We start from the raw sequence: 16173 nt of genomic DNA, 5'->3' as shown, positions 1-16173 counted from the left end.
TCTCTGCCGCACCTGATGGTGTATGCTTTGTCGATAAATTCGTTCTAGCAGGCTGAAGGATAGTGGATTTATTTCTCTGAAAAAAAACATTCAATCTCTCGGTAAATAGATATTTTAATAATCGCAACTTATTATACTGTTTATTTGTGCAATTATTTTCGTCTAAGTACTTAATAGAGTCAAAACCCCCCTTCCGAAAGACATTCATCGCGATTGTCCGTAGGATCCCAAAGTTAATGAGAGCATAACCACCACACAAAGGAGATTCATCCTCTTTCAGGACAACATCTTTAACCCAATGAAGGCGATTCTCCACATGCCAGTGAGAGCGAATTCGCTGGGAAAACTCAGTAGCGTTTTCGGTCAGAGAACTAATCTAAAACACTTTCTCCTCAAAAGGCTGGTGTTGGCGAATACCAGTTCGTTCTACCTTGATAATCCGTTTAACTCCGACCCAGAGTGGATCGATCCCTTCTATCGGTGTCAAAACACGCGTCACTTCTTTGGACTTGTCGGCCATGACTAGAATCATTTTGAATATCTATATCCATCTCAACTGCCTGTTCAAATTGAGTGTTCAGTTCCTGATCTAAGTTAGGCTGATTACGCTTAACTGCAATCAGATAGTCATTTCCACTATCAACGATCTGCTCGACAGTTTGCTTGGTGCAACGCACGCTGAGGAGACCTCAGCGCGATTGCATCCGCTTTTTTGGGTATGAAGTGCATCGAACGTAAAACAGGCTCCATGTACATTCAGTAGTTCTAGCAATGATTGAACAGTTGCGATTTCACTAGTATCGTGATTGTGCATCGATCGTAACCCGACCACTACTCCTTGACTCACACTAAAAGCTGAAACCACACTAATAAAATCTTGGTAGGACTTGTCATGATCTCTAACACTGACTTTGATACTTTTACCATCTGTCGCAAGTTGTTCGCCAGTGGCTACTTCAAATGCTTCCGCTGCCCAAGCATTAAAGGCTGCGGTCAATGACTCAAAACTAATCCGAATCATGATTCGCCGGAGGGTGGTAAATGATGGTAATCGCCCGTAAGGAAGTTCCAACAACTTTAATAAGGCATTCTGATGTCTTTCCACAAAGCCCTCTAAGGCTCTGTATCCGGTGCATCCACTCATAATTCCCATGATTACCAACAGCATCACTACCCACAATGGGTAATGTGGTTTAGTCCGATAATCAGAAACTTGTTGAAGGTGATGTATTAGGCTCATTGGTACTACCCTCGATCGAGAACTTCCTCCATTATCATTTTTCTCTCCCCGATAGATCAGCCCTGCGGTTCTTAGGGGAGGGGAGAGCGGTGACGCTTGAACCTTACCCGACTATCCCACCTCGACTCAACCAGGGAATAGGGGATAGGGAATAGGGAATAGGGGCTAGTAAATAAATTCCCCTCCTCGGAGGGGTGGCGCGAAGCGACGGGGTGGGTAGAAGATCTCCGCACCTCACTTAACATCCCCCGTCCCCCCCTCTCCCCGTCCCCCCGTCCCCCCGTCCCCCCCGTCCCCCTAACCCCCGATGGATAACGAGAACCGAATCCCACTTAAATTCTTGGATAAAGCGGAAGATTGTTGCGATCGCATTGAGTCCACAGTCCTCGGTTTAGCAAACCAGCTTCCCGATCCGCAAGAGCTCGATCGTGCCCTCCGCGCCGCTCACTCTGTCAAAGGTGGTGCGGCGATGATGGGATTTATTCCCTTGAGTCGAGTCGCCCACCAGCTCGAAGATTTTTTCAAAATCCTTAGAGTTCGCTACCATTCCAAAGCCATTAATACAGAAGTCGAAACTCTCCTACTACAGGGGGTCGATTGTCTGCGCCAGGTGAGCGATCTACACCGTCAAGGAGCGACGATCGACGATAACTGGTTCGCGACGCGATCGCAACCGATTTTCGATCGATTGCGCCAGCATTTGGGCGAGTTACGTCCAGAAGATGAAGATGCGCTGTTATCCCAAGAAGGCGATCTCGCCAGACAACTAGCTGATAAAGCGATTAAAGCTTGGCGCAAATCTCACTCATTGGTGCTATTGGGACGATTTGAGGGCATTTCCGATCGACTCCCACAACTCCAGGCTCCAGCACAGCTCGAACTAGATCGCTATAATCCCGCCATCTCCGATCTGGAGGGCATTACAGATCTCCAACCGATCGATCTGACAGCCTTACAATTCGAGCTAGCACATCTCGATCTGCACGCTCAGAGCGAGCAAATGCCAAATTGGGATGAGATCGAGCGAGCGCAATTACCTTCAGAATTAGTCTCAGAATTAGAATTTGACTTGCCATTGCCCTCAATTTCACGATCGAATTGGGACGATTGCGAGTCATCCTCAAACAACTTCCTAGAAGGGCGAGTACCGCCAGATGTGCTTTCTGAGTTAGCAGCCTTGGAAGTGACCGAATCTTTTTCAGTGCCCAATTGGGACGATTTCGATCGTGATTCGTCGATCGACAATTTACCGTCACTGGAATTACTGTCTGAATTAGCAGCCTTTGAGATCGATGGATTACCATCAGACTTGGAACGCGATCGACCGCCGCTATGGATCGCTACAACGATCTGCATCTAGTTTCGCAGCATCAGATTGAAACGATCGTTCAGTTGCAAGAAGTCACCGCTGACATCGAACTGAGCCTCCAAGAAATGACCCAATCAGTGCGAAGTCTCGATCGCACCACCCGCACCTTACAGAGCAATCTCACCCGCACTCAGACAGTCCCCTTCGCTGATGTCGTCAAACGGTTCCCCCGCACCATTCGCGACTTGTCTGTGCAGTTTGACAAACCCGTCACCCTCAAAATTGTCGGCGAAAACATCGGGATCGATCGAGCGATCCTCGAAAATCTCAGCGATCCACTCCTACACCTGTTACGGAATGCCTTCGATCATGGCATCGAAGACCCCCAGACCCGCCTGACTGCTGGCAAACCCGCCCACGGCACGATCGTCCTCGCCGCCAGCCAGCGCAGCGATGAGATCGTCATTACCATCTCCGACGACGGCGGCGGGATCGACCTCGATCGCATCGATCGCTTGCAACAAATGGGTTTCCCCCATCATGAAGTAGCGCAGATGCCCGAAGCGCAATTACTCGATGCGATCTTCGAGCCAGGATTTAGTACCGCTGCCAATCTCACCGAACTCTCAGGGCGCGGTGTGGGGATGGATATCGTCCGCACGAATATCGAGCAAATTCGCGGTAGGATTCAGATTCAAACCCAACCGGGCGTGGGCACGAGCTTTATCCTCCGCGTACCCTTCATCTTATCGATCGCCAAAGTAATGCTGCTAGAACGGTCGGGTTTTGTCTTTGCCGTTGCAGTTGATAATATCAAAGAAACAATCCGCTCCCTGCCCGATTTAACCATCGCAGACGGCACAAAAATTGTCTGGCAATCTCAAGAAATTCCGTTAATTGCCCTAGAGCGAGCAGTTACATTCGGTCGCGATCGTAGACCGTTTGAATTACCAGGAACGCCAACCATTTCCCACCCGACAATCTTAGTCGTCGGCGACGATCGATCTGCCACCGCCTTTGAGATCGATCGATTCTGGGGCGAACGGGAAGTTACTTTGAGATCGATCCATTCTCCAATGCCGATGACTCCAGGTTTCGGCAATTCGATTATTTTAGGCGATGGTCGCGTCGTCCCCTCGTCCCCTCGTCGATCTCATCCAGTTAGCCGAATGGATGTCAGGCACTTTTGGCACCGATTTAACTCTACTCCCTCCCGCGATCGGTGGTAGCTCGAATTCGCTAGCGATCGGCTTGCCAGCACGGACACAAACTGACACAATTTTAGTTATCGACGACTCGATTAATGTCCGGCGGTTTTTGGCAGCCATGCTAGAAAAAGAAGGCTATCAAGTCGAGCAAGCTAGCGACGGTCGCGATGCAGTTGACAAACTCCTCGGCGGTTTAGTCGTGCAAGCAGCAATCTGCGATATCGAGATGCCGCGTCTGGATGGTTATGGAGTGCTAGAAGCCTTGCGATCGCATCATGATTTTGAAGAACTACCGATTTTGATGCTTACTTCCCGCAACAGCGACAAACATCGGTTGTTGGCGATGAATCTAGGAGCTTCGGCTTATTTCTCTAAACCGTATACCGAATCAGAGCTATTAGCAACGCTGAAGTCTTTAGTTAAAACAGCAAAAGGTCGGCATGTAATTAATAATTAATTGTTATGGTTAGAGAATAGAAGACAAAATCTTTGCTCCAAAAAGGATAACCATAATCGATGGGTATCTAAATCCTTACTGTTTGTAAGCAATTACCACATGCAAATTATTACTTACAGTCCGGCATACACGATCGTACCTACCTATGAGTGTTTCAATCGGTGTAGTTATTGCAATTTTCGGAGCGATTCTGGAATGGATGAATGGATGACGCTCGATAGAGCTACCCAGATTCTTGTCGATCTTCAACATAAACATATCTATGAAATATTAATTTTAAGTGGTGAAGTTCATTCCCAATCCTCCCGCCGACAGGCTTGGATCGATCGCATTTACGATCTGTGTGAGCTAGCTCTAAAACTAGGATTTCTCCCGCATACAAATGCTGGCCCTTTAAGCTATGTAGAGATGGAGAAACTAGCGCAAGTTAATGTTTCGATGGGATTAATGTTAGAAGCTCTCGATCCGGCTTTACTTCTGGGGGTACACCGATACGCACCGAGTAAATTACCCGCACTCAGAATCGAACAACTCAATTGGGCTGGTAAATTAAAAATTCCGTTTACGACTGGGCTATTATTGGGTATCGGAGAATCAGAACGGGATTGGAAAATTAGCTTACAAGCGATCGCCGACATTCACGATCGATGGGGACATATTCAAGAAGTCATCTTACAACCATACAGTCCTGGCAGTCAAGAAGTTTTAGGAGGATTAGGTTTTGATATTACCAAGTTACCCCAAGTAATTAGATTAGCCAAACAAATATTACCTGCGGATATTACCATCCAAATTCCACCCAATCTCATTCCTCATTCCGATTTATTATTAGCTTGTTTGACAGCCGGAGCCAGAGATTTAGGCGGAATCGTCCCTAAAGATGAAGTAAACCCAGATTATCATCATTTAGATTTAACAGCATTGAGCGCGTTGCTTGCTAGTGCTGGCTGGAAATTAAATCCGCGATTGCCTGTTTATCCGCAGTATCAACATTATTTACCCGATTCTCTAGTTGCAAAAATAGCTGCGATGCGATCGAAGCATTTAAACCTAATCTAGCATCGATCCAGTACCACAGCAGATCTAAACTAATCTTTTACATAATCTGGTAAAGCTATCCCAAGTAACCAGCATAGTCAAATTCAGAAGGTTATCGATCGATGAATATCCGACAGTCTCAACTACCACTATATTTATATGGCAGTGGTGCTTTAGTATTCCTAATAATAGCTATCTTATTTAAACCGTTTACTGTGATTAATGCTGGAGAACGTGGGGTAATTATGCATTTTGGTGAAGTTCAAGACCAAATTCTATCTGAAGGATTTCATCCAGTTTTACCAGTTTATACTAGTATTAAAAAGATGAGCGTCCGAGTCAAGAAAAGTGATGTTGCTGTTAAAGTAGGCACGAAGGATTTACAAACATTGGATGTACAGGCATCCGTCAATTGGCATATCGAGGCGAATAAAGTCAATCGGGTTTATCAGCAGGTAGGCGACGATCGCCAGGTGAGAGAAACTATTATTATTCCGGCAATATCGGAAGTTCTTAAAGCTGCTACTCCACAGCGAAATGCTGAAGAAATTCTCAAGCAACGCAGTAGTTTGAAGGAAGAAATCGAGCGTAGTCTCAAGCCTAGACTAGCAAAATATGGATTGCTAGTCGATGATGTATCGTTGATTAATATTGGCTTTTCACCTGAGTTTACTAAATCGATCGAACAAAAACAAATTGCCGAACAAGAGGCTAAAAAAGCCGATTATGAAGCCTTAAAAGCTTCTAAAGAAGCTGAAGCTGAAGTTAATCGTGCTAAAGGTACTGCCGAAGCACAAAGACTCTTAAAGCAAAGCTTAAACAAAGAATTATTGCAAAAGCAAGCGATCGAGAAATGGGATGGTAAATTTCCCACCGTTATGGGTGGAACTGGCACATTACCACTAATTAATATCGCCCCACCTAAAAACTAAATTGACTCTGTTGAGACTGGTTGTTTGTGCAAATTTCGACTGTAATCGATCTTAGCTAAAATATCAGTCCAACTAACCCCTGCTAGACTAGGTAAAATCAAATGTGCTTGCGCCAATCGTTCGTAAGGGCCTACTCCTAATACCCACATCTGGGCGGCTAAACCTGCGGCGACACCTGCGGGAGCATCTTCGACAATCAAACAATGCGATGGCGAAATTCCTAAAGATTCAGCCGCATGTAAAAACACATCGGGAGCGGGTTTAAGATTTGGAACGCTATAACCATCAGCAATAAAATCAAAAAAATGTTCGATTCCTAAAAGTTGGAGGACTAATTCGGCATTTTTACTCGAAGATCCCAGGGCGATTTTAATGTTAGCTGCGTGTAATTCGGTTAATAAGCTGCCAATACCGGGCAAAAGATGTTCGTTATTTAGTTCGTTGATTAATTCTAGGTAATAATCATTTTTACGAGCTAATAATAATTGCTGTTGACACGAACTAACTTGCCGATCTCCCAATAGATAACAAAGCGCATCTTCACGATTTAAGCCTAACATCCCGCCATCATGAATCTGCCGATCGAACGGAATGCCCTCTTCGTCAGCCAATCGCTGCCATGATAGATAATGGAAATAGACAGTATTAGTAATCACGCCATCTAGGTCGAAAATGACTGCGGCAATGAGTGAATTGCGTTCCAGTGTAGCCATAGCGATGGGATCTCGATCGATGATTGCTGGTGCTTATTTATTATGCCCTCAGATCGCGCTCAAAGGTTAAATATCGATCGCGACTCCGAGTGAAATGGGATTCATGTTTTAGAATGGATGTGGTAGCGATCGGTTTTCCAGAGCAGATCTGAGTCGATTGTTGTGTTTTTCGATAAGATCGAAACTGTTTGGAACCCAGATGGTGGATGCGATCCACCGTGTAGCACTATTTTATCCTCTATCATCTACCCCACATATGAACTTACGCGATCGCTTTAATCAACTTACAGGCAAAACTCAATTTGTCGTGTCCAGAATTTTTCTCCACCTCGGTGGCGATGAAGTGTCGCCATTACTTGGTATTCTCAATCAAGCTGGCAGACAAGCAATTGAAGCCGATGGCGATCTGACAATTGTCGGCGAAGGATTGGTAGAAATCTGTCAAAACTTATTGCAATACGATACTTACTGGCGATCGGCGGCTAATGAAGGTGATGTATTCTGGGATGAAGGTGCCGCTGGTGACTATGCAAATGAATTATTTACCGACTCCGCCGGACGTTATTTAAGCGAACCAGATGTAGACCAAAATAGCAATCCTAACGATCGATTGACCCTTCCCCCCACCCGCAATCTAATCGTAATGCTGACGGTAGCCTTAGAAGGTGAAGACCCGACCCTCGAAGCAGATTTGTCTAATATGTCCGCGCTCAAAATTGCCTTAAAATCGCTAATTAATCTGCACTATCAAGAACGTCTGCGGGCAATTTATATCCATTTTTCTCCCGCCCGATTTGGTGACGAACTTACCGACGACCAAGTGCTGCAAAATTTTCCAGAGCTAATTCCGTTGTAAATAGTAACTAATAGTTCCATGCTGAAGAGGCGGTTACCCAGATCGGACTCGATCGGTTAACAAGCTACTTTAACACTCATTCGATCGAGTAAGATCTGATTAGATAGAGCCAACTAGATCTTCGATCGTTTTTGTGTTGAAATTGTAAATTGTCGATCGATCTGAGAACTGGCTAAAATAAGAATATACAACAGTCATGAAATCAGTTCATATGTTACGTCGATTAGTAATAATTTTTATGGCGTTGACCCTATCGGTAACTTCCGTCGCCTGTGGCTCCGGAAACACCGAGCGGTCGGCTCAGACACAAAATCGCTCGAATACTGCGGTTCAAAATCCGGCTGTTAGTAATAACACCAGCCAAAAACCGATCGCTGAGGGCAAATATCCCGTCCAGCAAGCCACTTATAATGATGCAAATGGGGAATATACCCTAATGCTCTTAAATACACCTGCTGGTACGCCACCTGTCTATCGCAGCACCAATTTGCAAATGGCGCGATTGACCGATGAAGAAGTCAAAGCCAGCGAAAAGACTTATTTCAAATCCGAGAACGGTCAAGTCTCGCTGCATATGCCTGAAGACTTTAAAATTGAATACGTCCATAACGTGACTCAGGCACAAACCAATCCCCAAACCGGACAGCAAGAAACTGTCGTAGTCAAACGAGAATCTAGCTTCTGGACACCATTTGCTGGCTCGGTAGCTGGTTCGCTTGCCGGACAAGCGATCGGTAGTATGTTATTTAGACCGCAATATTATGTACCACCCGTTTACAATAATGGTGGGATGCGAGGATATGGTGGCTATGGTACCAACTACGGTCAAGCCGTTCAAAGCTATCAGACTCGCTACAATACTCAGCCCCCAGCCGTCGTCAACCGGACGACATTAAGAACGACTGGAAGATTGAATAATAACGACAATTTCAATCGTACCAACACTAATACCAATCGCTCGACAGAGCGCACTCGTTCGACAGGTTCGGGATTTGGTAGCAGCACGCTCCGTCAATCGGATCGATCTCGCTATTCAACACCTCGTTCTAGTGGTGGTTCTAGCCGCAGTTTTGGCAGTGGCGGTCGCAGTCGCTCTAGTTCTGGGTTTGGCAGTCGCAGACGCTAAGAGCTAGGTGTTAGGTGTTAGGTATTAAGCTCTAGGTGTTAGGTGTTAGGATTTAGGTATTGGGTGTAGATCTTCGCTAGAGCTTAAAGCCTAACTTCTATTCCCTGAAGCCAAAAGCCCAAAACCCAAAGCCTAATTTCTATTCCCTAAAGCCTAATACCTAATACCCAATACCTAACTTATGGCAGTCAAGAAAGGAGATTCAGTACGGGCGATCGCGAGTATGCTGGCAAACAGCTTAGAAGCAAAAGCTAGCGATGCCAGATTTCCCAAATACTTATTTGAAACCAAAGGTGAGGTGCTAGATCTCCGAGGGGACTACGCGCTAGTCAAATTCGGACAAGTTCCAACACCCAATGTTTGGCTCCGCATCGACCAGTTAGAGGGAACTTAGCTAATAAAAGCTAACTAACCAGATTAGACTGATGTAAAACATGATGGCATGAATGGCACCATGCCATGACCTACAAAGGCTAGTAGAGAATTTCTACTAGTTTTTTTCGCGCAAAAACTCTTGAGCTTGTCTGATAGCGGCGGGGAGAATATTAAAAACCGCCCAACCAGCCGCCGCTGCTAGAGGTGCCAACACGATCAATAGCCGAAAGTCGAAGTCCATAATTGCTGCCTTAATTAAAAGTAAAAAATTTATCGTTAAATATCACATACTTACTTTAGCAGAATTAGGAACTGGTAATGGCTCTATCGCTAAAGTAGTACAGCTTTACAGCCAATTGTCATAAAGAGATTCTCCTTCCCTGCGGGACGCTCCGCGAACAGAGAGGCTCACGGGAACGCAATCGACCCACGACCGCGCAACAAACCAGCATTAGCACCCGGACAAATATGTGATAATGCTTGCTGCGCGGGGAACTGCTGCCACACTGCCTCGACGCTGCGAAGTTGGCGCGGCCAATGAAAGGTTTTAGCAGTCCGCAGCGGTACGGCAGCACCCAGACTGTCGGGTAGTAAGTGTCTACCTGTAAATAATACGCCCCCAGCACCAGCATAATAAAGACACATCGATCCTGGTGAATGTCCGGGAGTCCAAATTGCGTGTATGCTATCGTTAATATCAAATTTATCCTGAAAAGTAGTCAACTTGAGTCCAGGAAGTAGGTAAGCTTCTTGCTCTTGAATAATTACTTCGCACTTCAATGCTGTGGCGATCTGCGCGGCTTGTCCGATGCCGCCGCGATGGGTAATTGCCAACCAGTTAATGCCACCGCGATCGATGATAAACTGTCGATTGGTATCGTTCCAAGCGGGACTATCGACCTGCATATTGCCACTGTTAGTAACGATTAAATAAGCAGTGCCGCCTAATGTATCTCGATTGGGAGGGAAAGCAAAAATACCTGGTAGAATCTCTGTTGGCAGTTTAGCAGGAGGAGATTTAACTGATAATGGCGGGTGTGACAAATTTGATTCTAGCGACATAAAAGCGCGAAGTCTGCAAAAGTTTAGAGTGTAGCAGTAGTTGAAGCCTAAGTGAAGAGTGCATTCAACAAATCGATGGCAATAACTAATTCTTTGGTCGATCGACTAATTACTATTTTATTCATGTGGTTGTCCTTACTATTCATCTTAATCTTAGCTGGCGGTTTAACATATATTATTCTGGATCGAACTGTCAGCCAAATGACAGCCGTACCATTATGGATATTGTGGGCAATCCTGATGATTCCACCGTTCTTGACTGGGGCGACAGTTACTTGGAGTAAGCAAGTCCCCCCGTTGCCCATCTTAATTATCGGTTGCTCGATGTGTTGGCTTTTGTATTGGCGACTGCTCGACTGGCGCAAACCGAAATCGAGATCGATCGAACCTGGGTTAACTCCGGCCAGCATCGTTGCCAGTCAATCGCTCGACGCACCAGTGTTGCCCACCAATGAAGCTGATGACTCAGGATCGCTAACGGACGAGGCTTTAACCGCCACCCCACGACCGATCGAAGCCCATGAAGAGGCAATGTTAAGAACTTGTTTTGCGTGGAATGTATTCTTCCTCGAAAAAATTGAGTATCGCCCCCAAGCAGTACTATGTCGCGGTAAATTACGTACCGATTCCGATAACGCTTATGCTACCCTCACGCACAATGTCCAAGAGCTATTTGGCGATCGCTTCTTTATTTTATTTCAATACAGTCTCTCGACTGGAAAGCCCTTTTTCGCACTAGTTCCCCGTCCGCAACCCACCCAATTTACACGCCACTCGCGACACTGGCTCGATGGCGCGATCGCGATCGTCTTGTTACTATTAACCTTGCTACCTACAGCCTATTTTGGGGCGGCATTAGCGCGATTGCCACAAGGCGATCTCGGTACGATTCTCTTAGCAGGTTTACCATATGCACTCAGCATTATGCTAATTTTGGGACTTCACGATTTAGGTCGCTATCTAGTCGCCCGATTTTATCAAATCGAGACAAATTTTCCCTATTTTATTCCACTACCATTTTGGCCGGGTACCTACGGCTGTATGGTGCAAATGCGCTCTCCGGTGCCTAATCGCAAAGCCGTCTTCGATCTGGGGTTTACCGCTGCTGCGGTGGGCTTAATAACGGCGATTCCGTTATTTGTATGGGGACTGAGCCAATCAGAAACGGTACCGCTCGATCCTCAGTCAAATTTGGTGAGTTTTCATGCTTTCGATCCCCGATTTTCACTATTGCTAACGCTGTTGAGTAAATTGGCATTAGGTGGCGAATTTGTCGCCGAACGCGCGATCGATCTGCATATCGTAGCAATCGCCGCTTATATTAGCTTACTGATTATTATCGTTAAATTAATGCCGCTCCGCCGTCTCGATGGCGGTTATATCGTGCATGGCATGTTCGGTCAAAAGCCCAGTGCGATCGTCTCTCAGTTGAGTAAATTTGTTCTCTTAATCCTCGGCTTGATTCGATTTAGAGCTTCAGAATTTGGCAATACAGATCTACTGTTTCTGGCGATCGTCGTTGGTTTAATTCCCGCGATCGACGAACCCGCGCTCAACGATGTCTCAGACCTCAATCACTGGCGCGACGCTCTGGGTGTCGTAATGTTGGCAATTCTCATGCTCGCGCTGCTCCCAGTGCCCGCTGTGATGCTTCAATTCTTCGATCTTTGATGGAGATGGGAGATGGGAGGTGGGAGATGGGAGTTGGGAGATGGGAGTTGGGAGATGGGAGTTGGGAGTAAGAAGATAGATCTGTAGGTTGGGTTGAAGAATGAAACCCAACACACCCAAATTTTTAGTTCAGGGCGGTGTTTGAGAAACCCAACACACCCAAATGTTTAGTTCAGAGCGGTGCTTGAGCGAAGCAGATCGCCAGTCCATCGCAGCAATTGTCAGGGAACCATGACAATTACTATCGCTCAAACGACGTAAAATCGTTAAACCCCTGAAATTAAAGGCGATCCCCCCTTGACGGATGGGGGTAAAGTTTTGTTAGATAGTATTCAGGAATATCAATTATTAACAACTAACACCAGAATATTAATAGCTTCAGGAGTTAGCAAATTTAATTAATAGATATATTTTTAAAATCATAATTTAGTCACATGCGATCGAGCTACACACTCGATTTGGCAGATTCTAGAAGTTTAAGAAACAGCTTAAATCTGGTTAGTCGGTAGACTAACTTAACGATAGCAATTTTACTAGGTGACAACAGTGCAAACCCCAAATTTGATGAATTTAGGATCTGCACATTACTCGGAGGACGGATCGTGGCGACAGATAACGCATTAGAAGAAATGACACTCAGACAACTTCGCCGCGTGGCAAGTGTTTGCGGAGTGTCTCGTTACAGCAGGATGCGGAAATCCCAACTCCTGGAAGAAATTCAGAAAATTCAGAGTACTCAGTCTACTCTCAGTCCATCTACAAAACTGGAGGCACAATTAGAAGTGGAAGCCGGAAAATTTGAACTCGGAGTCGATGTCGATCTGACGGCTGCGGAATTAGCAGCAGTGGATGAAGGATTAGGGGATTTACCCAGCGGTTATGGAGATAGCCGAATTGTGTTACTCGCCCGCGATCCTCAGTGGGCTTATGCTTACTGGGATATTCCGATCGAGCACAAAAACGAACTGCGCTACCACGGCGGACAACAATTGGCTCTGCGGATTTATGATGTTACCGATATCAATCTCGACCATCAAAGCCCCCACAGTATCCAAGAATATCCGATCGACGAGATGGCTCGTGAGTGGTACCTACCCATCCCCGTAAGCGATCGATCTTACACGATCGATATCGGGTATCGTTGTGGTGACGGTCGGTGGTTGGTGCTAGCGAGATCGACCTCTGTGAGCATTCCTCCCGTCTATCCATCCGACTGGATCGAAGATGTCTTCATCACCGTACCCTGGGAAGAAGAATTAATAGGCAAAACCTTTGTCGAACTGATACCCCCCAGCCACAAAGCGTCAGAAACTGGTGCAACTGCTGGGACTGGCACTGGTACTGGTATTGGTACTGGTACCGATCGAAATGCAATTTACGAACGAATCTTCGGTATGGCAGATTCGGTTGAATCCTTACGGGTGAATGGTTCGCTCTACGGTTCGATGCAACATTCACCAATGGAATCGCTTAGTTCCTTTGTGTTCCCCTCTGGAGCTGGCATGTGGTCACTACCAACGACTTCAGGCGTGAATATGTCTGGTGTCGGGATGTCGGGAATCGGCATGGATGTGGGAGAGCGTCAGCGTCAATTCTGGCTGATCGCCGATGCTGAATTAATCGTCTATGGTGCAACCGAACCAGATGCCGCAGTTTCGATCGGCGGGAGACAAATTAAGCTCAACCCCGATGGTACTTTCCGCTTCCAAATGTCGTTCCAAGATGGCAACATCGACTATCCCATCATCGCTGTGGCTAAAGATGGCGAACAACAACGCTCGGTACACATGACATTCGATCGGGCGACTCCTTCCCGGAACACTAATACTAAGGAAGAAGCAGTCGCTGAGAAGTGGTTCTAATTTTCTGGCTGGCTACATAATTATCTAAATAAGCCCCACCAATCCTCACGGTTGGTGGGGCTTATTTGTGACTATCGATCCATAGCAGTTGCCATGTCGGTTAGGACACAAACCCGACTTTTTGGAAAAGTCGGGTTTGTAGCAGCACTAGTTGTACTGTCCTAACCACCCTGGCGACTGCGATACCTGACGAGCCTCACTCCAGTCAAACCTGTTATCCTAGAATTATTACGATCGATTAACGTCGTAACGAAAAGTACAGTTGATATTGCTAATCGATGCTCGATCGAGAACAATCCAAAACTTGTACCGATCGTAGCTGAAGTATCCAAAATCTAAAATCTCAATGACTAATGCGACACAACCTCGCGAACAAAATCTAAAATCGCCAGTACTCCCCGATAACGACTGGCGATTATTATTGAGGTTATTACCCTATGCTCGTCGCAGTGGTAAATTATTTTTCGTGTCATTTGCGCTGTTGATTCCGTTGGCAATTGCTAATGCGGTGCAACCGCTAATTGTCGGTCAAGCAATTTCTAAAATTAGGAACGAAAAAACCTGGGATTTGGTTAGTAATTTATCCATGTTAGATGGATTAAATGTATTAACATTAATACTAATGGCGACGGTAGTCGTTAGATTAATTCTAACCGCAATTCAAGGTTATACCTCACAACGCATCGGTCAACAAATTACCGCAGATATTCGGAATGACTTATTCGATCGAGTCACATCTTTAGCAGTCCGGTTTTTCGATCGCACGCCTGTCGGGAAACTAATTACCCGCTTGACTAGCGATGTTGAAGCTCTGGGCGATGTATTTACCAGTGGGGCGATCGGCATCATCAGCGATCTATTTTCGATCGTCGTAATGATTTATTTCATGTTTAGGCTTCAGTGGCAAATTGCCCTGGCGTTATTAATTATGTTGGTGCCAGTTGCCGCACTGGTTATCTATTTCCAACAAGAATATCGCAAAGCAAACTATCGCGGTCGCGAAGAGTTATCATTGCTCAACTCGATGGTGCAGGAAAATGTCGTCGGGATTAATGTCGTTCAATTATTCAAACGCGAAAAATATAATTCCGAACTATTTAGGACGGTACGCGATCGCTATATTAATGAAATCGATAAAACTAACTATCACGACTCAGCAGTATCGGCTACTTTAGAGTGGATTTCGCTAGTAGCGATCGCAGTGGTACTGTGGTTGGGTGGCTTGATGGTGCTGGATAAAACCCTAGATGTGGGCACATTATCGGCATTTATTTTATACGCGCAAAGATTGTTTGAACCATTGCGACAATTCGCCGAGAAATTTACGGCAATTCAATCGGGATTTACATCGGTAGAACGGATTAATGATATTCTCAACGAGCCGATCGAAATTCAAGATATCGATCCCGCTCAGAGCCAAAATCTGACGCACATCGATAGTGCTTCCCAAGGTGAAATTCGGTTCGAGCATGTCTGGTTTGCCTATAAAGATGACGACTATGTAATTCGCGATTTAGACTTCACCATTAAACCCGGTGAAAAAATTGCGTTAGTCGGCCCAACAGGGGCGGGCAAAAGTTCGATTATTCGCTTGCTCTGCCGTCTATACGAGCCGACAAAGGGTCGGATTTTAGTTGATGGAGTGGATATCAAAAAAATTACTCAAGCCGAACTGCGTCGCTATTTGGGCGTGATTTTGCAAGATGGATTTTTATTTGCTGGGGACGTGCGGGAAAATATCACATTAGGAGAAACATACACAGAAGCCGAAATTCTCCATGCAGCGCGCTCGACGAATATCGACAGGTTTATTACCCAACTACCCCAAGGTTACGATACGCAACTCCGAGAACGTGGAGCTAATTTATCGGCGGGGCAAAAACAATTAATTGCCTTCGCCAGAGCGGTAATTCGCAACCCCCGAATTCTAGTTTTAGATGAAGCAACAGCGAGTTTAGATGTCGGGACTGAAGTCTTAATCCAAGATGCTCTAGACCGATTAATTATCGATCGCACGGCAATTATTATCGCCCACCGTTTATCGACGATCCGAAATGTCGATCGAATTTTTGTCCTCAAGCAAGGTACTTTAGTCGAGTCTGGCACTCACGATGAATTATTAGATCGAGGTGGTTTGTATGCCAGCTTATATCAATTACAAATGTTAGGAACTTAACTTAAAAATCAAAGCTAGATATTTCAGTACAATCTGACTCTAAACCGCTAGATTTGCTCGAATCTCTGACGGGACTAGATGGCGTGAAATCGACAGTTAAAGAACTAGTCAATATTGCCAAAGTCACTCAAATGCAAGCTAAAATCGG

At 45.7% G+C, this 16173-nt stretch carries 14 protein-coding genes and 1 pseudogene; 11 read left to right on the top strand and 4 right to left on the bottom strand.

Going from position 1 to position 16173, the window contains the following annotated elements; genetic code table 11:
* Nucleotides 1-619 precede the first annotated feature (619 nt).
* A complete protein-coding gene (locus Q0R35_RS02880; RefSeq protein WP_295614284.1) occupies nt 620-1240 on the bottom strand; it encodes an ISAs1 family transposase in 621 nt (206 codons plus the stop codon).
* Between the two features lie 340 nt (nt 1241-1580).
* On the opposite strand from Q0R35_RS02880, the gene Q0R35_RS02875 reads away from it, so the two are divergent.
* From Q0R35_RS02875 to Q0R35_RS02855, 5 genes and pseudogenes are all read left to right on the top strand, one after another.
* Nucleotides 1581-2600, top strand: a complete 1020-nt coding sequence (locus Q0R35_RS02875; RefSeq protein WP_295614282.1) for an Hpt domain-containing protein — start codon at nt 1581-1583, stop codon at nt 2598-2600.
* Complete coding sequence (locus Q0R35_RS02870; protein WP_295614280.1) at nt 2573-3778, top strand: ATP-binding protein; 1206 nt, start codon at nt 2573-2575, stop codon at nt 3776-3778. Before Q0R35_RS02875 ends, Q0R35_RS02870 begins: the two co-directional genes overlap by 28 nt.
* Nucleotides 3779-3818: 40 nt before the next feature.
* Nucleotides 3819-4214 (top strand): annotated as a pseudogene (locus tag Q0R35_RS02865) (response regulator); the annotation flags it as partial.
* Between the two features lie 99 nt (nt 4215-4313).
* Nucleotides 4314-5273: a 7,8-didemethyl-8-hydroxy-5-deazariboflavin synthase subunit CofG gene (cofG, locus tag Q0R35_RS02860; RefSeq protein ID WP_295614276.1), complete on the top strand. Its 960-nt coding sequence runs from the start codon at nt 4314-4316 to the stop codon at nt 5271-5273.
* Nucleotides 5274-5374: 101 nt separating this feature from the next.
* Nucleotides 5375-6184 (top strand): prohibitin family protein, encoded by an 810-nt coding sequence (locus tag Q0R35_RS02855; RefSeq protein ID WP_295614273.1) that lies wholly within the window; start codon nt 5375-5377, stop codon nt 6182-6184.
* On the opposite strand, the gene pgmB is transcribed toward Q0R35_RS02855, so the two are convergent.
* Nucleotides 6181-6897 (bottom strand): beta-phosphoglucomutase, encoded by a 717-nt coding sequence (gene pgmB / locus Q0R35_RS02850; protein WP_295614271.1) that lies wholly within the window; start codon nt 6895-6897, stop codon nt 6181-6183. The genes Q0R35_RS02855 and pgmB overlap by 4 nt on opposite strands.
* 256 nt (nt 6898-7153) lie before the next feature.
* Here pgmB and Q0R35_RS02845 point away from each other — a divergent pair, with 256 nt between their 5' ends.
* The 3 genes from Q0R35_RS02845 (at nt 7154) to Q0R35_RS02835 (ending at nt 9273) form a co-directional block, all read left to right on the top strand.
* The gene (locus tag Q0R35_RS02845; protein ID WP_295614269.1) at nt 7154-7753 is read left to right on the top strand and encodes a DUF1517 domain-containing protein; all 600 of its coding nucleotides are present in this window, start codon (nt 7154-7156) and stop codon (nt 7751-7753) included.
* Nucleotides 7754-7949: 196 nt separating this feature from the next.
* Entirely contained in the window at nt 7950-8879 is a 930-nt protein-coding gene (locus Q0R35_RS02840; RefSeq protein ID WP_295614267.1) for a hypothetical protein, read from the top strand.
* Nucleotides 8880-9060: 181 nt separating this feature from the next.
* On the top strand, nt 9061-9273 hold the full coding sequence (locus Q0R35_RS02835; RefSeq protein ID WP_295614265.1) for an NAD(P)H-quinone oxidoreductase subunit O: 213 nt from the start codon (nt 9061-9063) through the stop codon (nt 9271-9273).
* A gap of 96 nt (nt 9274-9369) precedes the next feature.
* Here the strand turns inward: Q0R35_RS02835 and Q0R35_RS02830 are convergent, their stop codons facing one another.
* Nucleotides 9370-9495 (bottom strand): photosystem II protein Y, encoded by a 126-nt coding sequence (locus tag Q0R35_RS02830; RefSeq protein WP_295614263.1) that lies wholly within the window; start codon nt 9493-9495, stop codon nt 9370-9372.
* Between the two features lie 167 nt (nt 9496-9662).
* The gene (locus Q0R35_RS02825) at nt 9663-10316 is read right to left on the bottom strand and encodes an MBL fold metallo-hydrolase (RefSeq protein WP_295614262.1); all 654 of its coding nucleotides are present in this window, start codon (nt 10314-10316) and stop codon (nt 9663-9665) included.
* 75 nt (nt 10317-10391) lie between these two features.
* Here Q0R35_RS02825 and Q0R35_RS02820 point away from each other — a divergent pair, with 75 nt between their 5' ends.
* The 3 genes from Q0R35_RS02820 to Q0R35_RS02810 all read left to right on the top strand — a co-directional run bounded on the left by Q0R35_RS02820 (nt 10392) and on the right by Q0R35_RS02810 (nt 16025).
* A complete protein-coding gene (locus Q0R35_RS02820) occupies nt 10392-11987 on the top strand; it encodes a site-2 protease family protein (RefSeq protein ID WP_295614260.1) in 1596 nt (531 codons plus the stop codon).
* Between the two features lie 629 nt (nt 11988-12616).
* Nucleotides 12617-13849, top strand: a complete 1233-nt coding sequence (locus Q0R35_RS02815) for a DUF4912 domain-containing protein (protein ID WP_366944809.1) — start codon at nt 12617-12619, stop codon at nt 13847-13849.
* A gap of 346 nt (nt 13850-14195) precedes the next feature.
* Nucleotides 14196-16025 carry an ABC transporter ATP-binding protein gene (locus Q0R35_RS02810; protein ID WP_295614256.1) on the top strand — a complete coding sequence of 610 codons (1830 nt, stop codon included), beginning with the start codon at nt 14196-14198 and terminating at the stop codon, nt 16023-16025.
* Nucleotides 16026-16173: the final 148 nt, after the last annotated feature.

The sequence above is a fragment of the Chamaesiphon sp. GL140_3_metabinner_50 genome (assembly GCF_025361915.1).
Lineage (GTDB): Bacteria > Cyanobacteriota > Cyanobacteriia > Cyanobacteriales > Chamaesiphonaceae > Chamaesiphon.
Note: the sequence above shows the minus strand (reverse complement) of the source record. Positions and strands in the feature narration are given on the sequence as shown.